The 25,340-nt window shown below is 65.1% G+C and carries 19 protein-coding genes and 1 pseudogene; 12 read left to right on the top strand and 8 right to left on the bottom strand.

What is annotated here, in order from left to right; genetic code table 11:
- The first annotated feature begins 36 nt into the window (after nucleotides 1-36).
- Nucleotides 37-1,425 (top strand): L-lysine 6-transaminase, encoded by a 1,389-nt coding sequence (gene lat / locus CH290_RS23450; RefSeq protein ID WP_052083178.1) that lies wholly within the window; start codon nucleotides 37-39, stop codon nucleotides 1,423-1,425.
- Here the strand turns inward: lat and CH290_RS23445 are convergent.
- A complete protein-coding gene (locus CH290_RS23445; protein WP_019664991.1) occupies nucleotides 1,422-2,072 on the bottom strand; it encodes a class I SAM-dependent methyltransferase in 651 nt (216 codons plus the stop codon). The two genes, lat and CH290_RS23445, sit on opposite strands and share 4 nt — an antisense overlap.
- 166 nt (nucleotides 2,073-2,238) lie before the next feature.
- On the opposite strand from CH290_RS23445, the gene CH290_RS23440 reads away from it, so the two are divergent.
- From CH290_RS23440 to CH290_RS23425, 4 genes and pseudogenes are all read left to right on the top strand, one after another.
- Nucleotides 2,239-3,603: an MFS transporter gene (locus CH290_RS23440; protein ID WP_033189411.1), complete on the top strand. Its 1,365-nt coding sequence runs from the start codon at nucleotides 2,239-2,241 to the stop codon at nucleotides 3,601-3,603.
- Entirely contained in the window at nucleotides 3,600-5,057 is a 1,458-nt protein-coding gene (locus CH290_RS23435; RefSeq protein WP_033189412.1) for a pyridoxal phosphate-dependent decarboxylase family protein, read from the top strand. The genes CH290_RS23440 and CH290_RS23435 overlap by 4 nt, the downstream gene beginning before the upstream one ends.
- Nucleotides 5,058-5,065: 8 nt before the next feature.
- A pseudogene (locus tag CH290_RS23430) lies at nucleotides 5,066-6,319 on the top strand (lipase family protein).
- A 59-nt stretch (nucleotides 6,320-6,378) separates the two neighbouring features.
- Nucleotides 6,379-6,738 carry a PLD nuclease N-terminal domain-containing protein gene (locus CH290_RS23425; protein ID WP_019664995.1) on the top strand — a complete coding sequence of 120 codons (360 nt, stop codon included), beginning with the start codon at nucleotides 6,379-6,381 and terminating at the stop codon, nucleotides 6,736-6,738.
- Nucleotides 6,739-6,747: 9 nt separating this feature from the next.
- Here CH290_RS23425 and CH290_RS23420 read toward each other — a convergent pair whose 3' ends face one another.
- The 4 genes from CH290_RS23420 to CH290_RS23405 all read right to left on the bottom strand — a co-directional run bounded on the left by CH290_RS23420 (nucleotide 6,748) and on the right by CH290_RS23405 (nucleotide 11,108).
- Entirely contained in the window at nucleotides 6,748-7,530 is a 783-nt protein-coding gene (locus tag CH290_RS23420) for an ABC transporter ATP-binding protein (protein WP_020112286.1), read from the bottom strand.
- Complete coding sequence (locus CH290_RS23415; protein ID WP_019664997.1) at nucleotides 7,527-8,564, bottom strand: FecCD family ABC transporter permease; 1,038 nt, start codon at nucleotides 8,562-8,564, stop codon at nucleotides 7,527-7,529. The genes CH290_RS23420 and CH290_RS23415 overlap by 4 nt, the downstream gene beginning before the upstream one ends.
- Before the next feature lie 23 nt (nucleotides 8,565-8,587).
- Nucleotides 8,588-9,619, bottom strand: a complete 1,032-nt coding sequence (locus CH290_RS23410) for an ABC transporter substrate-binding protein (RefSeq protein ID WP_033189413.1) — start codon at nucleotides 9,617-9,619, stop codon at nucleotides 8,588-8,590.
- A 277-nt stretch (nucleotides 9,620-9,896) separates the two neighbouring features.
- The gene (locus CH290_RS23405) at nucleotides 9,897-11,108 is read right to left on the bottom strand and encodes an MFS transporter (protein WP_033189414.1); all 1,212 of its coding nucleotides are present in this window, start codon (nucleotides 11,106-11,108) and stop codon (nucleotides 9,897-9,899) included.
- Between the two features lie 46 nt (nucleotides 11,109-11,154).
- Here CH290_RS23405 and CH290_RS23400 point away from each other — a divergent pair, with 46 nt between their 5' ends.
- From CH290_RS23400 to CH290_RS23385, 4 genes are all read left to right on the top strand, one after another.
- On the top strand, nucleotides 11,155-12,204 hold the full coding sequence (locus tag CH290_RS23400; protein WP_033189415.1) for a LacI family DNA-binding transcriptional regulator: 1,050 nt from the start codon (nucleotides 11,155-11,157) through the stop codon (nucleotides 12,202-12,204).
- A gap of 112 nt (nucleotides 12,205-12,316) precedes the next feature.
- Nucleotides 12,317-14,368 carry a putative bifunctional diguanylate cyclase/phosphodiesterase gene (locus CH290_RS23395; RefSeq protein ID WP_033189416.1) on the top strand — a complete coding sequence of 684 codons (2,052 nt, stop codon included), beginning with the start codon at nucleotides 12,317-12,319 and terminating at the stop codon, nucleotides 14,366-14,368.
- Nucleotides 14,369-14,387: 19 nt separating this feature from the next.
- On the top strand, nucleotides 14,388-14,801 hold the full coding sequence (locus CH290_RS23390; protein WP_033189417.1) for a TIGR03668 family PPOX class F420-dependent oxidoreductase: 414 nt from the start codon (nucleotides 14,388-14,390) through the stop codon (nucleotides 14,799-14,801).
- Between the two features lie 186 nt (nucleotides 14,802-14,987).
- Nucleotides 14,988-15,524, top strand: coding sequence for a GNAT family N-acetyltransferase (locus CH290_RS23385; RefSeq protein WP_033189418.1), 537 nt, complete (start codon nucleotides 14,988-14,990; stop codon nucleotides 15,522-15,524).
- On the opposite strand, the gene CH290_RS23380 is transcribed toward CH290_RS23385, so the two are convergent.
- The 3 genes from CH290_RS23380 to CH290_RS23370 all read right to left on the bottom strand — a co-directional run bounded on the left by CH290_RS23380 (nucleotide 15,509) and on the right by CH290_RS23370 (nucleotide 19,395).
- Nucleotides 15,509-16,486 carry a hypothetical protein gene (locus CH290_RS23380; RefSeq protein ID WP_033189419.1) on the bottom strand — a complete coding sequence of 326 codons (978 nt, stop codon included), beginning with the start codon at nucleotides 16,484-16,486 and terminating at the stop codon, nucleotides 15,509-15,511. The two genes, CH290_RS23385 and CH290_RS23380, sit on opposite strands and share 16 nt — an antisense overlap.
- A gap of 211 nt (nucleotides 16,487-16,697) precedes the next feature.
- Nucleotides 16,698-18,704, bottom strand: coding sequence for a YhgE/Pip domain-containing protein (locus tag CH290_RS23375; protein ID WP_033189420.1), 2,007 nt, complete (start codon nucleotides 18,702-18,704; stop codon nucleotides 16,698-16,700).
- Between the two features lie 4 nt (nucleotides 18,705-18,708).
- On the bottom strand, nucleotides 18,709-19,395 hold the full coding sequence (locus tag CH290_RS23370) for an ATP-binding cassette domain-containing protein (protein WP_019665007.1): 687 nt from the start codon (nucleotides 19,393-19,395) through the stop codon (nucleotides 18,709-18,711).
- A gap of 308 nt (nucleotides 19,396-19,703) precedes the next feature.
- Between CH290_RS23370 and CH290_RS23365 the strand changes: the two genes are divergently transcribed.
- The 3 genes from CH290_RS23365 (at nucleotide 19,704) to CH290_RS23355 (ending at nucleotide 25,321) form a co-directional block, all read left to right on the top strand.
- Nucleotides 19,704-20,945: a fatty acid desaturase family protein gene (locus CH290_RS23365; protein WP_033189574.1), complete on the top strand. Its 1,242-nt coding sequence runs from the start codon at nucleotides 19,704-19,706 to the stop codon at nucleotides 20,943-20,945.
- Nucleotides 20,946-21,166: 221 nt separating this feature from the next.
- The gene (gene lysX / locus CH290_RS23360; protein WP_371828333.1) at nucleotides 21,167-24,406 is read left to right on the top strand and encodes a bifunctional lysylphosphatidylglycerol synthetase/lysine--tRNA ligase LysX; all 3,240 of its coding nucleotides are present in this window, start codon (nucleotides 21,167-21,169) and stop codon (nucleotides 24,404-24,406) included.
- A complete protein-coding gene (locus CH290_RS23355) occupies nucleotides 24,407-25,321 on the top strand; it encodes an alpha/beta fold hydrolase (protein ID WP_033189421.1) in 915 nt (304 codons plus the stop codon). It begins immediately after the preceding gene.
- The last annotated feature ends 19 nt before the right edge of the window (nucleotides 25,322-25,340 follow it).

Below are 25,340 nucleotides of genomic sequence, written 5' to 3'. Positions count from 1 at the left end.
TTTCCTTACGGAATATTGTCGGGTACGTTGGCGATCATGACGCAGGTATTGCACACCCCACATGCCTCCGGTTCCTTCGACGCATCGGACGTTCACGACACGATCGGCCGCCACATGCTCGCCGACGGCTTCGCGATGGTGCTGGACCTGACGGCTTCCCGCGGATCCACCCTCGTCGACGCGCGGGACGGCACCGAGTACCTGGATCTGTTCACCTTCTTCGCATCCAATGCTCTCGGCATGAATCACGCCAGGCTGACAGGCGATGCGCAGTTCCGAGCCGATTTGCTCGAGGCCGCGATGAACAAGCCGAGCAACTCCGACATTTACTCGATCCCGATGGCTCGGTTCGTCGACACGTTCGCACGGGTGCTCGGCGATCCGCGGCTACCTCATCTGTTCTTCGTCGAAGGTGGTGCACTCGCCGTCGAGAACGCGCTGAAGATCGCGTTCGACTGGAAGAGCCGCTGGAACGAAGCGCACGGGTTGGACGCCGGCCTCAACCCCAACAGTCGCTCCGCAGGCTCCGCTCCCGCGCTGGGTACGCAGGTACTGCACCTCGAGCACGCATTCCACGGACGATCCGGCTACACGATGTCGCTGACGAACACCGACCCCAACAAGGTGTCCCGCTTCCCCAAGTTCGACTGGCCCCGCATCCCGTCGCCGTACATTCGGACCGGCGCGGACATGGACGCACTGGAGGACGACGCCCTGGCCGCGGCACGCCTCGCGTTCGAAGCCAACCCGCACGATATTGCCTGTGCCATCGTCGAACCCATTCAAGGCGAGGGCGGCGACAACCACTTCCGGCCACGGTTCCTGCAGAAGCTGCGGCAGCTGTGCCACGAACACGACGCGCTGTTCGTCGTCGACGAAGTGCAAACGGGCGCTGGAATGACGGGAACCGCCTGGGCTTTCCAGCAGCTCGACGTCGTACCCGACGTGGTGGCCTTCGGGAAGAAGGTCCAGGTGTGCGGAGTCATGGCAGGCGGCCGCGTCGACGACGTCCCGAACAACGTCTTCGAGGTCTCGTCGCGTATCAACTCCACGTGGGGTGGCAATCTCACCGACATGGTGCGGGCTCGTCGCATTCTCGAGGTGATCGAGTCCGAGAACCTGATCGAGCGCGCCGGCACGCTCGGTGACCGCGTGCTGGGACGGATGCGGGACATCGCGTCGCGGCATGCCGTGGTGACCGAGGTACGCGGCCGCGGTCTGATGTGCGCCTTCACCCTTCCCGACGCCACCACCCGGGATCGTCTGATCGACGACCTCCGCGAGACCGAGCACGTCCTTGCTCTCGGATGTGGCGGAAGCTCGGTTCGGTTCCGGCCGGCGCTGACGATCAGCGAAGCGGACCTGGACCGAGGACTCGACGCGGTGGAGCGGTGTGTGGCACGGCTTCAGGAACGCGGAAACTAGATGGGAGCGGTACTTTCAGCCGAGGTTCCGGTGGTCACGTAGCGGCCGACGGCCCAGGCTCGGTCGGCCGGGGGTACGACGGCGTCCACGATCCTGCCGTCCTGGTAGTAGCTCCGGTGGTCGATCAAGCCGGAGTCGACGGCATCCTGCCATGCAGCGGTCGGGCCTTCACCGAACCAGAGCCACGGGGTGATGTCGTCCATGACGACGACGGTGTCCGTGGTGCTGAACGCGCGCGCGTCCGCCAGGTCCGCACGCGCTCCGTCCAGCGAATGGTCACCGTCGACGAACACGACGTCGAAGCGCACGTCGGGATTCGTGCGGGCGTACTCGGTGACGGTGGAGTGCGAATCTCCCCGGATCAAGGTGTGTCGGCCCGGGAACAGTTCGTCGATGTGAGCTTTGGCGGCATCGCTGTACTCGTATTCGGCCAGATCGAACGACACGACCGTGACCGTCGGCGACGCGGACAGAAAGGCCCACGTCGAAAAGCCTGCGTTGAAGCCGATCTCGCAGATCAACTCCACGCCGTCGTCGGCCGCCAATGAACTCAGATAGGCAAGCTCCGCCTCATCGGCGCCGTACTCGAACGGCTGGCCTGCAGTGACGGTGCGTCTCACCATCGCCTCGAGCTCACTCAACCCCACGTGGACCTCCGTCTCGATTCGTTTCTCGCCACTTCACTACCCCCATCACCGCCAACCGAACCCCCGCTCCACTCCTGAACACCTGGGTCATTCCGCCGGCTCCACTCCTGACGTCAGGGTGATCGAAACCGTTCGCATTCATCGGATCTACCTCTAGTCTGACCGGGTGACCGATCGTGCGGTACCTGCAGGCAGCGCTGCTGCGGGTGTTGTTGCAGGGTACGGCGCAGGCAGTATCGGCACCGGTGGGTTCGCTGCTCTTCCGGGCCTCGTGTTGGCGTACTACCTGACGGACACCCTCGGCGTGGCTGCCGGGCTCGCGTCGCTCGTCATCCTGATTCCGAAGATCTGGGATGTGCTGCTCGGCCCGCTCGTCGGAGCGCTCAGCGATACACGCTCGGCGCGCACCGGATCTCGAACGCCGGAAATGGTTGTCGGCGCGCTGGCCATGCCCGTGCTGTTCGTGCTGACGTTCGCGCCTCCGATCGGCCCTGCTGCGCTGTGGGTGTTCGTGTTCTTCCTGCTCGCCGCAACGGCATACAGCTTCTTCCAAGTGCCGTACATTGCGCTGCCCACCGAGCTGTACACCGACGCGAAAGATCGGACCCGCCTCGTCACCGTGCGCATCGCGGTGCTCGCCGCCGCGATCCTTCTGGTCGGCGGAGGAGGACCCGCGGTTCGCGATGCTGCGGGCGGTGGCCCCACCGGATACCTCGTCATGGCGATCGCGGCGGCGACGGTCATGGGCGTCGGCATGCTGCTGACGGTGTGGGGCACGAGAGGGAAATCGGTGAGTCGGGCCGATCCGTCGGACGGGACGGTGTGGGCGCAGTACCGCGAAGGCCTCGGCGCAGTGCGTTCCACACGGTCGTTTCGGATCTTGCTGATCACCTTCGTCGTTCAGGCACTTGCGGTCGCAATCCTGCTCGCAGGTGTGCAGTATCTCGCCACCTACGTCCTGGGCGACGAAGCCGCGCTGACGCTGCTGTTCGCTGCCGTCGTCGGACCCGCTCTTCTGGTGATGCCGGTGTGGTATCGCTTCGGTTTGAAGTACAGCAGGACGGTCGGATTCGTTGCGGCGTCGATGGTCTTCGCGCTCGGCAGCGTGTCGTTCGTCATCGCGTTGTGGACGCCCGGCCCGTGGGTGTTCGCGTCGGCAGCCGCCTGCGGCATCGGATACGCAGGGATGCAGGCCTTTCCACTTTCCCTGCTGCCGGACACCATCGAGGACGACGCCGCCCGCTTCGGCCGATCACGAGCAGGCGCACTCAGCGGCGTGTGGACTGCCTGCGAGACAGGGGCGGGAGCCGTCGGTCCTGCGGTGTTCCTGCTGATCCTCGCCTCGGTCGGGTTCCGGTCCAGCACAACGGACGACGTCGTGTCCCAACCGGATTCGGTGGTTCCCGGCATCGTCGTGGGATGCTCGATGGTTCCTGCCACGTTGGTGATACTGAGTGTCTTTCTGCTGAAGCAGTTTCGAATATCCGAGCCGAGCCGGCGTCGTGGCGGAATCGACGAAAGGACCACATGAGAGCGTCGAACATGAAGGCCGTGCTGGCGCGCCTGCGGGAGCTGCGCACCGCCGACGCACCGACCCACGGCGGCCGTGTCCTGTCCTACGTCTACGACAGCGGTGTCGCCGAACTCGACGAGCTCGCCGCTGCGGCCATGCGTGAGGTCCAATCCGTCAACGGCCTCGATCCGACGGTGTTTCCCTCGGTTGCCACGATCGAGCGGGAACTCGTCGATTTCGGGCGTTCGATCTTCCACGGAGGCGAGGACGTCGTCGGCAACGTCACGACCGGCGGCACCGAAAGCTGCATCCTGGCGGTCCTCGGAGCACGTGATGCGGCAGGTAAGCACGGCGGCTCCATCGTCCACCCGACGACGGCACATGCCGCCTTCCGCAAGGCCGCGCACCTACTCGGTGTGGAATCCATTGTCGTACCGGTCGATCCGGTCTCGGGCGTGCCGGATCCAGGACGCATCGCCGACGCCATCCGCGACGACACGATTCTCGTCGTCGCATCGGCTCCCAGTTACCCGTTCGCGACGATGGACCCCGTCGCGGACATCGCTGCCGTCGCGGCAACGCGCGGGGTGGCCGTTCACGTCGACGCCTGTATCGGCGGTCTGGCACTGCCCTGGTGGGGCGACGTGCCTGCCTGGGACTTCGGAGTGCCCGGCGTCACGAGCATCTCGGCGGACCTGCACAAGTACGGCTACTCCCCCAAAGGCGCATCGCTGTTGCTGGTGCGCGGCCGAGATCGCCACCGCCACCAGTACTTCGGACTCACGGACTGGCCAGGATATCCCGTCGTCAACCCGACGTTGCTCGGTTCCAGATCGGTCGGGGCGATGACGGCGGCATGGGCGATAGTCACCGCACTCGGCGTCGACGGATTCGCCGACCTCACCGACCGAATGCACGATTCCACAACGGCACTCGTCGCCGCGATCCGCGCCATCGACGGCCTACGCGTCGTCGGCGACCCCGTCGGGCCGCTGTTCGCAGTGGCCAAGGATTCCGCAGACGGGCCGCAGGCTGCCGTCGATCCGCATGTGTGGCTCGGCGCCGTCGGCAAGCGTGGTTTCTCGCTGCAGGCACAGCCGTCGTTGACGCAATCCGACGGAACGGTGCTGCCGCGCACCACTCATCTGACCGTCACACCCGCGACAGTGTCCGTGCAGGGCGAGTTGGTCGCAGCTCTCGTAGGTGCCGCCGACGACGTGCGTGGACAGGCCGCAGCGGAGCCGCCGCCCGCACTGGCCGAGCTCGCCCGACTGTTCCGCGACGGCGTGCTCACCTCCGAACAGGCATCGGCACTGTCGTCCGACGAGGTGTACGGCGCACTCCAAGCGGCAGGCGTGACCGGGAGCGGGGACCTGGACATGGCGTCGGTACTTGCAGGCGTCGAACAGTTGCCCCGCGACGTGAGCGCCGCGATGCTGATCGAATTTCTGGCACGAGTGATCGAAAAGTAGGGGTGGACATGCGTATTCGGCTTGCACTGGCAGCGCGGTTGATAGTGGCAGCGGGACTTGTACTGGCAGCCGGTGCTGTACCGGCCCAGGCTGCACCGGACTTCTACGCCGAACCGGCGGAGATCCCCTCGGAACCGGGGACCGTTGTCGCTACCGAGCCGATCCCGTTCGTCGGGCAGACAGGTGCGCCCGCCCAGCGCGTGAAGTACACCTCCACCCTCGCCGACGGCACGCCCGTCGCGGTGACGGGCACGTACCTCGAACCGTCGGCCCCCTACCCGGCCGGCCCGACGCCGACCGTCGTCATCGGGCCGGGCACGCAGGGCCAAGGTGACCAGTGTGCGCCGTCGCGGCAGTTCCCGACCGGCGGCCAATACGACCCGAAGACCGGGAGCACCTCCATCAACTACGAAGGCGCCTTCGCCGTCGCATTCCTGACGCAGGGCATCCGCGTGTTCGTCACCGACTACATCGGCCTCGGCACACCGGGCATCCACACCTACGTCAACCGCGTCGAGCAAGGGCACGCCATGATCGACGCCGCCCGCGCCGCCACGACACTGGGCGACGATGACCATGCAGGACCGGTCGCATTCTGGGGGCACTCCCAGGGCGGCGGTGCCGCGGCATCGGCGGCCGAACTGGTAGGTGACTACGCGCCGGAACTGAACGTGGCCGGCACCTACGCGAGTGCGCCTCCCGCCGACCTCGACGCCGTACTGCGGCACATCGACGGGACGGGTCTGACTGCGGCAATCGGCTTTGCGATCAACGGTTTCGTCGCCCGCTATCCGGAACTGCAGTCCGTCGTCGACGAGGCGTCGAACGATTGAGGCAAGGAAGTACTGAGGCGCGTGTCGACGCAATGCCTCATCGAAGCTCGGCGCGAGTTCGGTGGCACCTCCACGGCGCAATGGACCAAGGACGGAAAGACACTGGCGGACTCGATCGGCGGCAACCCCGTCGTGCAGCGGGTCTTCGACGACCAGCGCATCGGAAACGGAACCCCGAGCGCTCCGGTTCTGGTCAACACCGCGCAGGCCGACGACTTCATCCCGACGGACCAAGCACGCCGACTCGTCGCCGAATGGTGCTCTCGCGGCGCCGACGCATCGCTGTACGTCAACGAGCTCCCGCCCGTCCCAGGAGGCCTCGGGGTCAACCACCTCGCACCCGCGGCGACGGACTTCGGCGTCGGGCTCGGCTGGATCAAGGATCGGTTCGCAGGAGTACCGACCACTTCCCGCTGTGCAGAAATCTGAGCCGATAGTAAAGTTCCCTTCGCGAAAGACCGACCGGTCTCTACTTGGAGGGAAGTTCGATGCCGTACCTCGGCCTGATCATCATGATCCTGTGGGTGTTCTGCCTGATCGACGTCATCACCGCCGACGAAGGCGGTGTACGGCACCTTCCCAAGATGATGTGGCTGCTGTTGGTCATCTTCATCCCGCTCGCCGGATCGATCGTGTGGCTCCTCGTGGGACGGCCCGTCGACGGCGGAATCTGGGGCGGAGCGGGCGGCGGAAGTTCAGCCCGCCGCAGCAACTCGGCGTATCCGGAATACGACACGCGGCCCGGCCGGGCAACCGGAACCACGGCCGAGGCCGACGAGGAATTTCTGCGTCAGTGCCGTGCCCGCGCCGAGGAACAGCGTCGTAAAGCTCGCGGCGACGGCGCCTGACGGCGGGGATCAGCGAACAGCTCTCGAGACCAACGGTTTGTAGGTGACCTGCGGATACGTGCCCGTCTCGTCCAATTCCACCGACGCTCGCACGTGGTAGACCTCCTGCACCAAATCCTGGGTGATGACGTCCGACGGCCTGCCCACGGCCACGACTTTTCCCGCTTGCAACACCACGATGCGATCGCAGAACATCGACGCCAGATTCAAATCGTGCAATGCGATGAAACTGGTCAACGGCAGGCCCGAAATCAACGCCAGAATGTCGAGTTGGTGCTGGATGTCGAGGTGGTTGGTGGGCTCGTCGAGGAGCAATTCCGTCGGTTCCTGCGCCAACGCACGGGCGATCTGCGTGCGCTGACGCTCACCGCCGGACAGGGTGTGCCACAGCCGATTCGCCTTCGACGTCATTCCCGTGTCCGTCAGGGCCTTGTCCACGGCGACGTCGTCGGCCGCCGAATCTCCGCCCAGCAAACCGTGGTGCGGGATCCGACCGAGTCGAACCACGTCGCGCACCGCGATGTCCACCTCGGTGTCCGAATGCTGATCCACCATCGCCACGCGTCGAGCGATCTGCTTGCGCCGCATCGACGCCATCGGCGCGCCGTCGAGCGTGACGTCACCGGAATCGGGTGAGACGATTCCCGCCAGAATCCGCAGCAGCGACGACTTACCGGACCCATTCGGTCCGATCAGCCCGACGGTCTCCCCCGGATGCGGATCGAAATCCACTCCGTCGAGGATCTGGTTGTGGCCGCGAGACCACCGCACGGATGCGGCCTCGATAGTCATCTCGTCCTCCGCATTCTGAAGAGAATCACCGCGAACGCAGGCACGCCGATCAGCGCGGTCACCACGCCCACCGGAATTTCCTGTGGCTGGAACACCGTGCGGGCGATCGCGTCGACCCACACCATGAAGATCGCGCCGACGAGCACCGTCGTCGGCAACAGGCGACGATGCCGGGCGCCGACCAGGAACCGCGCCGCGTGCGGCAGAACCAACCCTACGAATCCGATCGCTCCGGCAGCACTGACCAACGTCGCGGTGATCAACGCGGTGATGACCAACAGCACGATCCGAATCCACTTGACGGACACTCCCAGCGATGCCGCGGCGTCGTTACCGAAGGTGAACGCGTCGAGCGCCGACGAATACAGCAGACACACGACGATGCCGACGGCACAGACGATTCCGCACATCATCACATCGCCCCAGTCGGCGCCACCGAGAGATCCGAGCAGCCAGAACAGAACCCCTCGTGTCTGTTCTGCGTCGGCCGACGAGATGACGATGAACGACGTCAACGCCGAGAACAACTGCGTCCCAGCCACTCCGGCGAGCACTACCCGATCGGTGCCTCCCCCGGCACCGGCGGCGAGCAACATCACCAGCAGAAACGAGAACACCGCTCCGACGAACGCGCCCGTCGACAGCGAATACATACCGCTGCCGATCCCGAGGACCGCGACCAGCACCGCGCCCGTCGACGCACCGGACGAGATGCCGAGCACGAACGGATCGGCCAACGGGTTACGCAGCAGGGACTGCATGATCGCGCCGCACAGAGCCAGACCGGCGCCGCACACCGCTGCCAGCAGCGTTCGCGGAAGCCGAAGCTCCCACACGATCCCATCCTTGATCCGGCTCACGCCGGAGCTTCCGAACCCCATGTGCTCGAACGTGATTCGGTAGACATCGGCCACCGACAGATCCGCCGGCCCGATCGTGATCGCCACTGCGATCGACAGCACCAGGACGACGGAGCCGATCAGCAGCAGCGGAAGCAGAACACTCCGCCGCACCGACGGCTCCGCCTTCCGCACCGATGGCTCCGCCTGGGGCACGGTCAATTCGCCAGGCCCCAGCCCTGCAGTGCAGCAGCGACCTTCTCGACGCCGTCGACGGTCCGGATCGACGGATTCAGATCCGCCCCGTTCACGACGATGTAGCGCTTGTCGGTCACCGCAGGAAGGCGCTGGGTCACCGGATTGGTCTCCAGGAACTCGATCTTGGAATCCAACGCGTCACCGGCCAGCGACCGGCGGCTCAGATCGGCCAGCACGAACGCCGTCGGGTTGCGGTCCGCTACCGACTCCCAGCTGACCTGCGGCCATTCGTCGGTGGTGTCCGAGTAGATGTTCTCCGCGCCCACCGAATTGGTGATGATGCCCGACGACCCGCAGCACCCCGCCATGTACGGCGTCGCAGTATCGGCGAACCAGTAGACCAACGAGGTGCCCGACGCATTCACCGTGCCCGACGCCTTCTCGAACCGCTCCTGCAGTTCGGCGACGAACTCCTCACCGCGCTCGGACACGTCGAAGATGGCCGCGAGATCACGAACCTCCTGGTAGACGGACTCGATCTCCAACGGCTGAGTACGAGCACCATCCGAATTGACGCTCTCGTCGGTCTTGCCGTTGCAGTCAGTCGGCGACAGGTAATTGGGCACACCGAGCTGCTCGAGCTGACCACGCTCCGCCACCCCGCCAGGCCCGAGCGTCCCGCCGAACGACGCCGACACGAAATCCGGCTCGGCGTCGAGCACCACCTCCAACGACGGCTTGTTGTCCGCCAAACGCGGAACACGCTCGTTGTCCGCCGCCAAGTTCTCCCGCACCGGATCCGTCCACGTCGCCGACCCGACCATCCGATCCGCCAAACCGAGACTCAACAGAATCTCCGTCGACCCCTGATTCAGCGACACCGCTCGCTGCGGAGGCGCATCGATCACCACCTCCTGACCACAGTTGAAGATAGTCAACGGAAAATTGCCGGACGATTCCTGCACCGCCTCCGACTCGGAACCGGAAGAACAAGCAGACAGAACAAGAGCTGCTGACAGCACAGCAACACCAAAGGGGACACGAATAGCCATGAGGTGGCGCAAACTTCCTACTAGGGGCCCTGTTCGCGGAGCCGCGGGACATACGCTGCAACAGGCAAGCGATCGGACTCCCACACTCGTGGTCACCGTTGCGCGTCAGTCCCGGATTCACACCGGATTCCCTCGCCCATCACACAGACCACCACACCGGTAATCCTGGGCTTACTTTAACCCCTCTTGACGCTTCCCCTCGACCCGGTCGTTCAGCTCTCGCCCCTGTTCACGGACCGAACGTGGCCCCTGTTCGTGGACCGAACGTGGCGTTCGGTCACTTGGAGTGACTGAACGTCACGTTCGGTTCGGTGGGACGCGCGCCCGGGAAGGTGTTGCGCCCGGCGGTGACGGTGACGAGGGCTCCAATGACGAGTAGGCCGGCGAGGGCGATGACGTCGGCGATGGATGCCCTGTCGACGACGATTCCGCCCACGAGGGCGCCCGAGGCGATGGCGAGCTGGAATGCGACGACGTAGACGGCCGAGGCGCGGTCGGGGTCGGCGCGCGCGGTGTTCAGGACGGTCGACTGCAGGCATACCGGGACGGTGGTGAAGGCCAGACCCCACAGTCCGATGCCCAGGACGCTCAGTGCTGCAAGGGAACCCGGGGCGGAGAGCATGGTCGTCCACAGCAGGGTGAGTGCGGCGACAACGACGGACAGTGCACCGATGGTGGATCGCCTCGGCCAGCGATCGAAGGTCCTGCCGACGATCCAGATACCGACGACTCCGCACAGCCCGTACAGCAGCAGCATCGCGGTCAGGGTCGTTCCGACGGACCCGAGGCCGCGGTCCACGATCAACGAGAAGTACGTGTACGCGACGAAGTGGCCGAGCACTGCGAGAAACGTTGCAACACAGATCATCACCAGCGATCGGTCGAGGACGCGTGCCCGTGATCCGGGGCCCGGGCCGGCGTCGGCGACCTTCATCGTCGGCAGCACCGCGAACAGCGTCACCGCGATGATCCCCGCGACGGCACCGATGCACACGGCCGCTGTGCGCCAGCCGAGCCACTGGCCGAGGGCAGCGGTCACCGGATTGCCTGCCACCAGCGCCAACGACGTTCCGGCGTAGACCGTCGCGATGGCCTTGCCTTTGCGTTCCGGGGCGACGAGCGATGCTGCGACCGGTGCGACCACTGCCCAGAACACGCCGTGCGTTGCAGCACAGATCATTCGAGCGACGACCAGCATCGGATATCCGATGGCTACCGCGGACAGCAATTGCGACACCGCGAGTGCGCCCACGGTCACCACGACCACTGTTCGACGCGGCCACCTGCGCACGAACGTCATGAGCGGCATCGTCATCACCGCGACTCCGTAGGCATAGAACGTCAACAGCAGGCCGACGCTCGATTCACTGACCCCCATGTCCGACGAGATCTCCGGCAGCAGCCCGACGGGCAGCGTCTCGGCGGTCACGTAGACGAAGGCCGCGGCCGCAAGAACGAGAAGCTTGGCGAGAGATCTACCGTCACCCATGTTGTGTATCGTTACACATGTCGACGAGGAACGCTAGTGTGAACGCATGCACCCCCGCCCGACCATGGCCGACGTCGCCGCCGCCGCGGGCGTGTCCACGATGAGCGTCTCCTACACCTACAACCAACCGACACGCGTCTCCGACGCCACCAGGACGCGAGTCCTCGCTGCAGCGGAGCGCCTCGGATACACCGGCCCGCACACGGGCGCACGATCGCTGCGCAGCGGCAAGACCAACAACGTGGGCGTCGTCCTCAGCGAGAAACTGACGTATTCGTTCGAGAACCCCCAGGCCCGCGCGTTCCTGACCGGAATCGCCGAGGCCTGCCTCGACACCGACTCCGGACTCGTCCTGCTGCCCAATGGAGGCCGGTCTCAGCCGAATTCGCCGGCGAAGGCCGATCTGGAGCGCATACGCGGCGCTCAGGTCGACGGGTACGTGTTGTGGACCACGGTGTCCGACGACCCGATGCTGGACGTCGTGATCGGCACCGGCAAGCCGGTCTGCATCCAGGGCGGACCCGTCGTCCCGGGCGCAGCAATGATCGGGATCGACGATTCGGCAGCAGCACTCGCAGTCGGGCAAGTAGGACTGCGACAGTCGACAAAGCCTGCAGTGATCAGCTTTCCGCGCAATCGCGACCGCGTCGTCGAAATCGTGCACGGCCCCGACCCGGCCGACGCCACCTTCCCGGTCACCGCCGCACGCCTCGCCGGCTTCCGCCGAGCCGTCGTCGACGCGGGTTTCAAGTGGGAGTCCACTCCCGTCGCCTTCGCCGGATCGAACGCGTCCCCCGAAGGCGCCGACGCGGCACGGCGACTAGTCGGCGCCGACGCACTTCTGTGTTGCAGTGACGACCTCGCGCTCGGGGCACTCGATGTCGTCGGCCCGCTCGACGGCTGCGACGGCGTTGCGATCACCGGCTGGGACGATTCCGATGCGGCCCGAGCCGCCGGTCTGACCACCGTCGCGCAATCACTGTTCGATCAGGGCTGCGACGCAGCGCGCTGGGTGCTCGGCTCCCTCGACCGCATCCCCGAGAGCCCATGGTCGGTGCAGGTCCGGAATTCGACGAGACCCGCGCGCCCCCACTAACCGGGTAATTCACACTCGTAGTCGCCTCAAAACGGGGAATACGACCTGTTTGTAGCGCATAAGCAAACTTCGGGTTATGGTGAACGCGGCCGACCGGCCACGGGGGGGAAGTATGAACCGAGAGACACCCATGCCCCGCCCTGCCGTCGAGAATCCATTTGCCGTTCCTCAGGCCGAGCTGGACCTGCTGTCCGACCCCCTCGTGCTGGTCGATCGAGATTTCGTCGTCACCTACGCAAATCCCGCTGCCGCGGCGCTGCTCACGGCGCCGATCGACACCCTTGTCGGACGATGCATCGACGCCTGGTTCACCGATCCCGCCTGGACCGCGTTCGTCTCCTCCTGCAACGGCCCAGGAGTGTACGAAGACTTCTCGTACACCCTGCAGAAATGGCTGTCCTACCGCACCGTCAAGGGCAGTTCCGGGCACGCGATCTGGGCAACGGACATCACCAGCGAGCGGCTCGGAGACACCCGCGTCGAATGGACCGACGACCTCGCGCGCACCATGCTCGACGCCGTTCCGTCCGGCGTCGTCGTCCTGGACGTCGACGGGGTGGTCGTCCTGGTCAACAGCGTGTGGTCCACGTTCTGGGCGGATCGACCACAGACCGACGGGTGCCTCCCCGGAACCAATTACTTCGACCTGTGGGCACCGGCGATCGCCCGAGGGAACGACACCGCAATCTCACTGGTCGACGGCCTGCGCGCCCTGATCTCCGGATCCGGGCAGGTCTTCTCCTCCAACCACAGATTCGGGTCCGTGGTCTACCGAATCCGAGCCACCCGCCTCGCCGACGGCGGCATCTACCTCACCCACACCGACATCACCGCGCAGGCCGCGGAGGCGCCCGTCCGCCAGGATCCCCTGACCGGTCTGCCGAACCGCGACGAGATCGAAGCGCTCCTCGCCACCGAACTCGCGGTGCGCACCGACGAGAACGAAGTGAGCATCCTGCTCGTCGACATCGACGGCTTCCGTGAATTCAACGACGCACTCGGCCCCGTACACGGCGACGAACTTCTCCAGCAGGTCGCGGAAAGGATCGCCGCCTCCACCCGGCCCAACGACACCCTCGGCAGGCTCACCGGCGACGAGTTCGTCGTCATCGCCCGAGGCTGCCAGTCGATCGCTGCTCGAGCCCTCGCCGCCGGCTTCTCCAGTGTCCTCGAACCGTCCTTCACCGTCGACGACCGTCAGCTGACGGTGACCGCGAGCGTCGGCGTCGCCACCTCGGGACCGGAGTCCGACGACCCGGTCCAGCTCATCCACGACGCCACCACCGCCATGCACGCAGCCAAGAACCTCGGCCGCAGCAGCCACCAGGTGTTCTCGGCGGATCTGCGCGACAGCAACCGCACACGCCTCGAACTCGTCGAACGCCTCCGCGGAGTCGCGATGGCCGAACACGAGCTGCAGATGGTCTACCAACCCATCGTCGAACTCGCGTCCGGCGCAGTCATCGGCGCCGAAGCACTGATCCGGTGGAACCATCCGGAACTGGGCCTGCTGATGCCGGACAGCTTCATCGGTCTCGCCGAAGACGCAGACCTGATCATTCCGCTCAGCAACTGGATCCTCTCGCAGGTCTGCCGCACCCTCGCCGCCTGGCAGTGCAAAGACCTGAACATTCAGGTCGGCGTCAACGTCAGCCCACTCCACTTCGCCGCAGGCACACTCGCCACCGACGTCAACAGCATCATCGACTCCCTCGGAATCGAACCGGGCCGGCTGGTCCTCGAACTCGCCGAGTCGAAATCGCTGCACGACATCGACGCAGTGCACTACCAACTCATGGATGTCCGACGCCACGGATCCCTCATCGCCATCGACGATTTCGGCTCCGGCTTCTCCTCCCTCGAACGCCTCGCCACCCTGCCCGTCGACATCCTCAAAATCGACAAATCACTCACCCAGCACCTCGACAGTCGCGACCTACAGCGCAGACGAGCCATGACCTCGCTCTGCAAAGCCGTCGTCGACGTCACACACGATCTCGGACGCGACACCGTCGTCGAAGGCATCGAAACCAAAGACCAACTCGCCAGCTGCGTCGACATGGGCGTCACATTCGGGCAAGGTCATCTACTGGGCAAGCCCATGACCGCACCACAGCTCGAAACGATCCTGCTGCCGAACGACGCACACAGCGCGTCGGCCTGACACGAGGACACGACGCACCGTGAAGATCGACGACGAAATAGGACGCTTCAGCGAAGCCCGACGCGCCATCCTCTCCAGCGTCAACGCCGACGGCACCCCGCACCTCGTGCCGATCGTCTTCGCCCGCGTGGACGACACCCTCGTCACCGCCATCGACTGGAAACCCAAAAGCACCCAGAAACTCAAGCGACTCGAGAACATCCGCGCCGACCCGGCCGTCAGCCTCATCGTCGACAACTACTCCGAGAACTGGAAAGACCTCTGGTGGATCCGCGCCGGCGGCGCGGCCGAAGTCATCGACGCCGACACCGACCGCGGCCGCACCGCCATCGCCGCGCTGGTGAAGAAATACGAGCACTACACCCCCACACCCCCCGACGGCCCCGTGATCGTCATCAGCAAGCTCACCTGGCGATCCTGGCAAGCGTCCTAGAATTCAGCGGCTCGTTTCTCGCTACTCCACCGTCAGCCCCCGCTTCAGTTCCCCACTTTCAGTTCCCCACTTCGGGACCGAACGTGACGTTCGGTCACTCCAAGTGACTGAACGCCACGTTCGCTCCACGTGGGTGCGACGAAAATCGCTCGCATTGCGAACCATGATCGATGCACACTGCACTGCATGCCCCCACTTCGGATCGACCTGGACGAAATTGTTCTTCGCCGGGAGAACTTGGCCGATGCACCCGTCGTCGCCGACGCGATAGCGTCGAACATCCCGCGGCTTGCGCCGTGGATGGAGTGGGCCGTCGAGGACGCCACACCCGTCGCAACCCAGGAAGGTCGAATTGCCGACTCTCTTGCACAATGGGATTCGGGTTCGATGTTCGACTACATGATCGCCGACGGTTCGGGCGATGAATTCCTCGGCAAAGCGGGGATTCGATTAGCGGGACCGGATCACGCGACGATCGGTTATTGGGTCACCGAAGATGCGGAGGGACGAGGAATCGTCACTCGTGTCGCGCGAGCTCTGACGGCCCTCGCCGCGGAGCTCGACGGCATCGTGCGCGTCGAAATCCATTGCGATGCCGCGAACGACCGCAGTCGGGCGGTACCGGAACGCCTCGGATACCGCCTCGACCGCGTGATCGATCACCCGATCACGACGTCGCATCAGACCGGCCGCCAGATGATCTGGGTCTACGACGCAGCCTGACGCCACTCCGACACCGGTATCGCCCGTACGTTCGGTCGCGGGCGGGCACTTGCTTCATCGTAGGCACGACGTAGATCCGCGATGACCGAATTCGGTTGCGTTCTGATGGCTTTCGGAGTGTGCGCGGTCAGGACGATGCCGTGACTCTGAATACCCGTGCGTCGTTCGTACGTCTTCTCGAACGCTGCAGGCGACGCATGGTGCTGGAAGGATTCGATTTCTTCGCCCATGGCGACGTCGTCCCACCAGTTGTCCATGATCGCGATCAACTCACCGGCTTCACTCAGAATGACGCAGTTGGCCATCGATGGGGGCAGGCCGCTCCTTGCGCACAACGCCCGCGCATCCGCCTCGGCGACCGAGTGGGCGCCGTCGCCGAGGTCGTGCAGCGCACGCCGCGGTACCGCACTTCCGCGCGAGGAACCCTCGTCGAGTTCCCTCATCAATGCCCTGATCTCGGCGCCGCCTCGCTGCACCACTTCGGCAATCAACGCCGTGCACTGTCGCAGATCGGATATCCGACGGGACGCGTCGAGCAGGCATCGATCGATTGGCGCGACAGGCAACCCCCGCTTCGTCGTCGCCTCCGGCAACCTTGTCGTACGCTCGACCACCACGAATTTCGAATCCTTCCGATTTCGTTCGTCCGGAATCAGAAGCAACGTGTCCGTTGTCTGCGTCGACGCTCCGAAGCCGTGCAGTGCCAGGCCCGCGCGACCCGACAACATCACATCGGTTCCGCCGTACATCACCGCCGCGGTGTTGCGTTCGTGCCTGGTCGGCTGGCCATTGTGCAGCAGAACCAGCCCAGGCAGGATTCGCTGCCACGGTCCACCGGCAGTTCTGTCGACGATCGTCTTGGCCCCCACCCCCAACCTGCGCAGCTTCGCGGATCCGATCACACCGTTTCTCGCATGCCTCATCAGCAGTTCTCGGTCTTGTGCCCAGTCGCCCCGTTTCATGCTGCGCATCGAATACCACCGGACCGACAATTTCGGCCCTCGGCTCGACCCGCCTGTGGATAACTTTCACCCTGTGGACAACGTCCGTTTCGGTCGAGACCGAACGGCACATCGGCTTCCGGACCCCATTCCGTCGGACCGAACGTGGCGTTCGGTCACTTGAAGTGACCGAACGTCACGTTCGGTCCGGAAAAAGGGGGCAGACGACCGCTCAGACTTCGATGGGCGGGTACAGGCGTTGCATGGTGTATTGCCGGTTTCGTCGTGCTGCCAGGGAGCTTGCGGCCAGGGAGGCGACGAGTACGCCGGAGAGCACGGCGATGGCGGTCCACAATCGTGAGTCGATGCCGCCGACGGTCAGCTGTCTCAGTCCGTTGACGGCGTAGGTCATCGGGTCGAAGGGATGCAGGATCTGGAACGGCTTGGCGGTGGTCTCGACGGGGTAGATGCCACCGGCCGAGACCAGTTGCAACATCAGGAATGCCAAGGTCACAACGCGGCCGACGGCCACGCCGAACACCGAGTTGAATGCTTGGATCAGTGCGAGGAACGCCGCGGACGCAAGCACGAGGAACGCGATCGTTCCTGCAACGTACCGCGCGTGCAGCCCGACCCCGAAGTGAACCACCGTGTACATCACCAGGACCTGGCACACTGCGACCACCAAGGCGGGCCAGTACGATGCGAGAACTACTCGGATCGAACCGAGACCGGCTGCGACGGCGCGGGACTGCAACGGCGTCAACAACATCCAGATGATGAGAGCACCGATGAACAGCGCGAGCGGGAGGAAGAACGGTGCGAATCCGGTGCCGAATGTCGCCGCACGATTCTCGTACTCGAGGGACAACGCAACCGGCGCCGACAATGTCTGTGCCACCGACGTTCTCTGGTTCTCGGTCCAACTCGGCACCTGGGACACGCCATCGCGCAGGGCTGTGGACAGTTCCTTCGCGCCTGCGTCGAGCCTCGTGGTCCCGTCGGCCAGCTCACCTGCGCCCGAGGCGAGTTGGTTGCTTCCGTCGGTCAGCTGCACCAGCCCGTCGGCGAGGGTTGCCGATCCCGTCGCGAGCTGCTGGGCACCGTCTCGAAGCCGCAGGACGTCGGATTGCAGCCCACCGTCCTGGAGCAGTGTGAAACCGGTGCGCAGCGGACTGCTCGGGTCGTCGAGTTGGTAGGACAGTTGCTGCGCGTCGGAGGACAACCTGTTCAATTCCGCGGTGGTACCGGGGTCGATCCCCTGCGTGCGCAGTGTGTCCAGCACTGGTGTCAACGCCGACGCGACCTGCCCGGACAACGGATCCGGATTCGCCCGCAACATCGTCACCGCCTGCTCGACGGCCACCGCCGCCCGGGACTGCACTGCACCGACCTCGCCCAGCCGGGACACGACGGCGTCGATTCCGGTGCTCAGTTGTGTGGCGCCCGCTCCGAGCTGGGCGGGGTCGACGCCGATCCGACCGACGTCACCGATGATCGCGAGCAACGGATCGGTGGCCGTGGTGATGCCCGTCGACAGCTCGCTTGCTCCTGCCGCCAGCTGCGCCGAGCCGTCCTGCGCGGTGACCATGTTGTCCGCCAGAGTCTTCGACCCTTCTGCCAGACGCGCAGCCCCCGCGTCGGCGGTCACGAGGCCGTCGGACAGCTGTTCGGCGCCGTCGGCGGCCTTCGACAGTCCGGCTCCTGCATCGGTGAGACCGACGAGAACCTTGTCGACCGCCTGCTCGCCGATGGTCGAGCCGACCTGATTCAGTACCTGCTGCGCAGCGTTCTGGCCGATGACCGTCGCGAGATAGTTGTTCGCGTCGTTGAACGCGAAGGCCAGCTCGGCCTTCTGCGGGTCCGAACCCGTCGGGGATCCGACTGCGGCACTGAAGTTCTCGGGAAGCGTGATCGAGAAGTAGTAGTCTCCGTCCGAGACACCCTGCGCGGCTTCTTCTTCCGATACCAGGGTCAGGTCCAGTTCACCCGAGTCCATCAGGGCCGACGCCACCTGCTGGCCTGCATCGAGCTCCTCGCCGGAGACAACAGCCCCTCGATCGGAGTTGACGAGCGCAGCAGGCACCTTGTCGACAGCGGCGAACGGATTCCAGAACGCCCACAGATACATCGCTCCGTACAACAGGGGAAGGACGACGATGGTCAGGAGCGCCACCCGTGGGAGGGTTCCGCGTCCGTAACGCTTGATATCGGTCCCGAAGGACAGTCCAGCGAGCATCGTCTCACCCCACGTCTTTCTGCTCGTGACGGCCTGATGGCACTACGGAGATCTGCGCGACGATGCCCGACGACGGGTCGACGGCGTCCGAACTGGCCGTGATCACCGTGCGTTGCTCGCCGAGCGCGACGAGTCTGTCGAGGAGCACGTCCCGGTCGTAGGCGCTCCCCAATCGATCGAGATCGCCCACGACGAGCACACGCGGCGCCGAGGAATCAGCCAGCGCGATGCGAAGCAGCAATCCGTCGAGTTCACCGAGTTCGCCGACGACATCCGTCGCCGACGGCGGGGTGCGCGGCCCGAACACCGGCGCACACACTCGATCCAACTCCGACGACCCGGCCTTGCGGACGAGTCGATACCAGGGCGCATCCCAGCGAATCCGTTCGGTGACCAGATCGCCCACCGTCACCCCGTCCGGCGGGGAATCGAGCTCGTCGATGCCGGCGACGGCCGCGTCGGCGAAGATGTCACGGGTGCGTCCTCGACCGAACACCGTCAGGGTTCCCTCCGACGGTGACATCCGTCCCGCCAGCGTCAGCAGCAACGCGGTACGGCCCTCCCCCGCAGGCCCGACGAGCACCGTCACCCCGCCGGCCTCCACCTCCAGGTCGAGTGGGCCGTAGGCCATCCCCGGCGAGCGCCGGACGGCGATACCTCGTGCACTGACCGCTACCGATTGCTCCGTCACCGGCACTCTCCATCGGACGAGCCGGCCTCACAGGTCGGCTGGCTGGTTCTTGCGGCCAGCTAACCATGTGAACCGTCGACCGGTCTTGGGTTCCGACGTGCCGTTGCACCCCCGATGTCGCCCGTTCCGCGCACGTCTATCGCCCCTACCTCGGACCGAACGTGGCGTTCGGTCACTTGGAGTGACCGAACGTCACGTTCGGTCCGCAAAAACTGGGGGGTAGCGGACACCGGTCGACGGCGGGGCCGGGGGTACGTAGGGTCGAGGTGGTGACCGGGGACACTCGGGTTCGCATGTGGAGGGGAATCATGGCGATATCGGATATTCAGGAATATGCCCATTTGACCGAGGCGGATATCGAGGCGCTCGGTGCGGAGTTGGATGCGATCCGGCGTGATGTCGAGGATTCTCGTGGTGAGCGGGATGCCAGGTATGTCCAGCGAACCATCACGTTTCAGCGGTCGTTGATGGTTGCGGGCCGGGCGGTGTTGTTCGCGAGCAAGAAGAGGCCTGCGTGGTTGCTCGGCACTGCGTTGCTCGGTGCGGGGAAGATCATCGAGAACATGGAGTTGGGGCACAACGTCATTCACGGTCAGTGGGATTGGATGAACGATCCCGAGATCCATTCCAGTAACTGGGAGTGGGACAACACGTGCCCGTCGTCGGGGTGGAAGCATTCGCACAACTTCACGCATCACAAGTACACCAACATCGTCGGTTTGGACAACGATGTCGGTTACGGCATTCTGCGCATCACGCGCGATCAGGAGTGGCATCCGAAGTATGTCGCGCAGCCGCTGGTGAACGCGTTGCTGGCGACGTTCTTCGAGTGGGGCGTGGCGCTGCATCACCTGGAGACCGACAAGCTTAGGACCGGCGAGGTGAAGTGGGAGGACAAGAAGGAGATGGCGGTCGACGTCGTCCGCAAGATCGGAAAGCAGGTGGGCAAGGATTACGTTCTTTTCCCGTTGCTGACCGGCCCTGCGTGGAAGTCGACGCTCACGGCGAATGTCGTCGCCAATCTCATTCGGAATTACTGGTCGTACGCGGTCATTTTCTGCGGTCACTTTCCCGATGGCGCGGAGAAGTTCACGCTGGAGGAATACGAGACCGAGACGCAGCCGGAATGGTATCTGCGACAGATGCTGGGTAGCGCCAATTTCGAGGCAGGCAACACGTTGGCGTTCATGAGCGGCAACCTCTGCTACCAGATCGAGCATCACCTCTTTCCGGATCTACCGAGCAATCGCTATGCGGAGATCGCTCCGAGAATTCGGCAGTTGTGCGACAAGTACGACCTTCCGTACACGACGGGTTCGCTTGCTCACCAGTACGGGCAGACGCTGCGCACCATTCTGAAACTGTCCTTGCCGAATCGACTGCTCTCCGCGACATCGGACAATGCGCCGGAAACGTCGTCCGAGCTGAAGTTCCGCATTCGCGGTGGAATCAAGGAAGTGTTCGGTGTGGATCCGGCGACGGGCCGGCGCCGCGGCCTGAAAACTGCATTGGGAATGCTGAAGCAGCACACACCGGTCCATCCCGCCTGATCCGCGGCGGGTGATTACCGCGCCGCGAGGCGCCGAATGATCACTCGAAGTCGGTCCTCGGCGCTACCGTTACCTCGGCTGTTTTCGAAGCAGCCGACGAAGGGAACGGCAAGCGCCGAGGGCAGGAGCGGATCGTGACGAGCACACCGGTGACATCGGAGTCGACGAAGAATCCAGAACACCGCACTCCGCGGGCATTCACGCCGCCGGAGCACGGGCGTCTGCGCGAGGTGCCGCACATCTCCGGGCTCGTCCTCGGGGTGTTCGCGGTACTGGTGTTTCTCTGGAGCCTGTCTCCGGCGCTGCGCGCCGTCATCCGTGTGCCACGCGAGTACATCGACAACTACTACATCGACGCACCGGACACTTCGCTCGCGTGGGCTCTGGTGCTCGGGCTCACCGCAGCCGCCCTCGCGAGCCGCAAACGCATCGCCTGGTGGTTTCTGACGCTGTATCTCGTGCTCGTCGCGGTCAGCAACCTGGCGGATGTGATCGACGGCAACAACATCAGTGCGTGGATCGCGCTGGGCGTGCACATCGTGATCGTCGGTGTGCTCATCGCCGCTCGCAAGGAGTTCTACACCCGTGTTCGACGCGGTGCGGCGTGGAAGGCTCTGGGTGTACTGATCCTCGGCGCGGTCGTCGGAACGCTGGTCGGCTGGGCGCTGGTCGCTCTGTTCCCCGGCACACTCCCGGAGAACCAGACGTTCCTGTGGGCATTCAACCGAGTCACCGCCCTCGCAACCGTCGACAACGAGCAGTTCGACGGCCGCACACACGTTTTCGTCAACACGCTCCTCGGCTTGTTCGGGGCGCTCGCACTGTTGGCGGCCGTCGTCACGTTGTTCCGGTCGCAGCGCTCGTCCAACGCACTGACCGGTAGCGACGAGTCCGCGCTTCGCGGCCTGCTGGACAAGTGGGGCGCCGACGACTCGCTCGGATACTTCGCGACCCGCCGCGACAAGGCCGTCGTGTTCGCACCGAGTGGCAAAGCCGCCGTCACCTACCGTGTCGAAATCGGGGTGTGTCTCGCCAGCGGCGATCCCATCGGCAATCCGGAGGCATGGCCGCACGCAATCGATGCCTGGCTGGACCTGGCGGAGAAGTACGGGTGGACGCCCGCGGTCATGGGCGCGAGCGAGACGGGCGCCACGGCGTTCAAGCGGGCGGGGTTGAACGTTCTCGAACTCGGCGACGAGGCCATCCTCGACACCAAGAAGTTCAACCTCGCCGGCCGGGAGATGAGGCCGGTCAGGCAGGCGGTCAACCGCGCCCGCAAGGCAGGCGTCACAGTGCAGATACGACGCCACCGCGACATTCCGGCTCAGGAGATGGCCGACATCATCCGGTGCGCCGACGAGTGGCGTGACACCGAGACCGAGCGTGGGTTCTCGATGGCGTTGGGCCGCCTCGGCGATCCTCTCGACGGTGACTGCCTACTGGTTCAGGCCCGCGAGGGCGAGAAGACCGTCGCGGTGCTCTCGCTCGCTCCGTGGGGCCGCACCGGAGTGTCGCTCGATCTGATGCGCCGCGACCCGCAGGCACCGAACGGTGTGATCGAGCTTCTGGTCACCGAATTGGCAACCGGCGGAGATCAATTCGGAATCAGTAGGATCTCGTTGAACTTCGCGGTGTTCCGTGCGGTCTTCGAGGAGGGCAGCCGCATCGGCGCAGGCCCTGTCCTGCGGATCTGGCGGTCGGTGCTGGTGTTCTTCTCCCGGTGGTGGCAGCTGGAGGCTCTGTATCGCTCCAACCTGAAGTACCTGCCGGACTGGGAGCCCCGGTACCTGTGCTTCGCGGACAACCGTGAGCTTCCCAAGGTCGGCATCGCGTCGGCCATCGCCGAAGGGTTCCTGACGCTTCCGAGCTTCCGGCGCGCCCACAAGCACACCGGTTCTCACACGGCGGTCCCGGCGGCCCTGGCGGACACCGCCGATATCCACGCCGACGGCAGCGGCCCCGATCAGATCGACGAGGACGACGAGCCCCAGCGGGGCCCCAAGCGTCCCGACCAGGTGCGGGTGCGGCTCGCGAAGCTCCAGCGGTTGAACGACGAGGGCACCGAGGGTTATCCCGTCGCCTATCCCCCGACGCATTCCGTCGCCGAAGCACTGGCCGCCCCGCAGGGAACGACGGTCCGCATCGCCGGCCGTATCCTGCGCAACCGCGATTACGGCGGCGTCGCGTTCGCGGTCGTGCGGGACTGGACGGACGACATCCAGGTGCTGTTCGACCGGGAACGCGTCGGCGACAGGTTGGACAGTTTCGACTCCGACTTCGACCTCGGCGACCTCATCGAGGTCAGTGGCACCATCGGACGCAGCAAGAAGGGTGAGCTCTCGCTGCTGGCCGCGGAGTGGCGGATGAACGCCAAGTGCCTGCACCCGCTGCCGGACAAGTGGAAAGGACTGCAGGACCCGGAGTCCCGCGTGCGTCAGCGCTACGTCGACCTCGCGATCAACCGCAGTGCCCGTGACCTGATGATCGCGCGCAGCAACGTCGTGAAGTCTCTGCGGGATTCACTGTCCGACCGCGGCTACATGGAAGTCGAGACGCCGATCCTGCAGCAGGTGCACGGAGGTGCCAACGCAGCGCCGTTCATCACTCACATCAACGCGTACAACCTCGACCTCTATCTCCGTATCGCTCCGGAGCTGTACCTGAAGCGTCTGTGCGTCGGCGGCATGGACAAGGTGTTCGAAATCGGTCGGGTCTTCCGCAACGAAGGCGCGGACTTCAAGCACAATCCGGAGTTCACGATCCTCGAGGCGTACGAGGCACACAGCGACTACGAGCGCGCAATGGTGCTGTGCCGCGAGCTGATTCAGAAAGCAGCCGTCGCGGCACACGGGCGCGAGATCATCCTGCGTCCCGACGGACCGAACGGCGAGATGATCGAGATCGACATCTCCGGGGAGTGGCCCGTCAAGACACTGCACGGAGCCGTCGCGGAGAAACTCGGCGTCGACGTCGCGCCCAGTACACCGCTCGCGGAATTGCAGCGACTCTGCGACGAGAACGACATTCCCTACGAGAAGGAATGGGACGCAGGGGCCGTCGCGCAGGGAATGTACGAGCACCTGGTCGAGGACTACACCGAGTTCCCGACGTTCTACAAGGACTTCCCGACGTCGATGTCGCCGCTGACTCGGCCGCACCGGTCCATACCGGGCGTCGCGGAGAAGTGGGACCTCGTCGCCTGGGGCGTGGAGTTGGGTACGGCGTACAGCGAACTGACCGACCCGGTCGATCAACGTCAGCGTCTGACCGAGCAGTCGTTGCTTGCAGCAGGCGGCGACGAGGAGGCGATGAGTCTCGACGAGGACTTCCTGCAGGCCCTCGAGTACGGCATGCCGCCCACCGGTGGACTCGGCATGGGCGTCGACCGTGTCGTCATGCTCATCACCGGTGGCTCCATCCGCGAGACCCTCGCGTTCCCGCTCGCCAAACCCCGGCAGTAATTGTTCAACGTGAAACAATTTGCGCCCGGGCAGTTCGTGACCGTCGACGACCTGACAACTCACGTCGTCCTGTCTCATGCGCAGGGTGAGGACGGATTCGGTGCCGCGCCGACGGTGGTGCTGTGCGGCGGCCTCGCGAGCAATTGGTTCGACTGGGACGACTGCGTCCGAATTCTGTCCCCGTTCCACACCGTCGTGGTGTTCGATCGGCCGGGCTTCGGGCTGAGCGAACCGCTTCCCGACGACCGGGTCCCGACGGTTGCCGACGAGGCCGCCCGCATTCTCGCCGTCCTCGACTCCTTGGAGCTGACGAGCCCGGCGGTGATCGTCGGGCACTCGATCGCCGGTTTCTACGCCGAGGCCTTCGCGAGGCTGTATCCGCAGCGGACCGCCGGTGTGCTGCTGCTCGACTCCAGTGCCGAACGCGACCCGTGGGTCGTCCTTCCGAAACCGTGGCGAGTTGCCGGGGCCCACCTGCTCGCGGCGGTGGCGTCGAGCAGCGGTCTTCAGTTCGTTCTGGGACCGACGGTCCGCAGAATTCTGAACCACTCCATCCCACCCGACGGCATTCCGCTCGAGACGCTGGACTGGACCCGGCGGATCTACCGGAGACGGTCGTATCTGAAAGCCGCCCTGATCGAGGACTTCGTCTACCCGGACATGGCCGCGGAGTTGAACGAGATCCGGCGGCGAACACGTTTCGATACCGCGGCGATCGTCGCGGCCGCGCACACCGGCAGGCAAACGCCGTGGGGTCGCTGGTGGCTGCGCAAGCAGGCGCGGCTCGCCGGATACCTGGGAGCCGAGTTCGCCGTGGTGGACCACGCACATCATCACGCGATGATCGATCAACCCGCGGACGTCTCCGCTCTCATCGTGAGGTTGGTGTCACATCACAGGAGCATCGACACGTAACGTGTTCTGTCGAGCCCGT

Origin of the sequence: Rhodococcus sp. 06-156-4 (assembly GCF_002259345.1) — a bacterium.
GTDB classification, from domain to species: domain Bacteria; phylum Actinomycetota; class Actinomycetes; order Mycobacteriales; family Mycobacteriaceae; genus Rhodococcoides; species Rhodococcoides fascians_E.
The sequence above is the reverse complement of the archived record's forward strand: the minus strand, read 5'-3'. Positions and strand labels throughout refer to the sequence as shown.

Coding starts and splice junctions, on each gene's coding strand:
- lat (WP_052083178.1), top strand. CDS start 37: ATGACGCAGGTATTGCACACCCCACATGCCTCCGGTTCCTTCGACGCA.
- CH290_RS23435 (WP_033189412.1), top strand. CDS start 3,600: ATGAGAGCGTCGAACATGAAGGCCGTGCTGGCGCGCCTGCGGGAGCTG.
- CH290_RS23425 (WP_019664995.1), top strand. CDS start 6,379: ATGCCGTACCTCGGCCTGATCATCATGATCCTGTGGGTGTTCTGCCTG.
- CH290_RS23420 (WP_020112286.1), bottom strand. CDS start 7,530: ATGACTATCGAGGCCGCATCCGTGCGGTGGTCTCGCGGCCACAACCAG.
- CH290_RS23410 (WP_033189413.1), bottom strand. CDS start 9,619: ATGGCTATTCGTGTCCCCTTTGGTGTTGCTGTGCTGTCAGCAGCTCTT.
- CH290_RS23405 (WP_033189414.1), bottom strand. CDS start 11,108: ATGGGTGACGGTAGATCTCTCGCCAAGCTTCTCGTTCTTGCGGCCGCG.
- CH290_RS23400 (WP_033189415.1), top strand. CDS start 11,155: ATGCACCCCCGCCCGACCATGGCCGACGTCGCCGCCGCCGCGGGCGTG.
- CH290_RS23395 (WP_033189416.1), top strand. CDS start 12,317: ATGAACCGAGAGACACCCATGCCCCGCCCTGCCGTCGAGAATCCATTT.
- CH290_RS23385 (WP_033189418.1), top strand. CDS start 14,988: ATGCCCCCACTTCGGATCGACCTGGACGAAATTGTTCTTCGCCGGGAG.
- CH290_RS23380 (WP_033189419.1), bottom strand. CDS start 16,486: ATGAAACGGGGCGACTGGGCACAAGACCGAGAACTGCTGATGAGGCAT.
- CH290_RS23375 (WP_033189420.1), bottom strand. CDS start 18,704: ATGCTCGCTGGACTGTCCTTCGGGACCGATATCAAGCGTTACGGACGC.
- CH290_RS23365 (WP_033189574.1), top strand. CDS start 19,704: ATGGCGATATCGGATATTCAGGAATATGCCCATTTGACCGAGGCGGAT.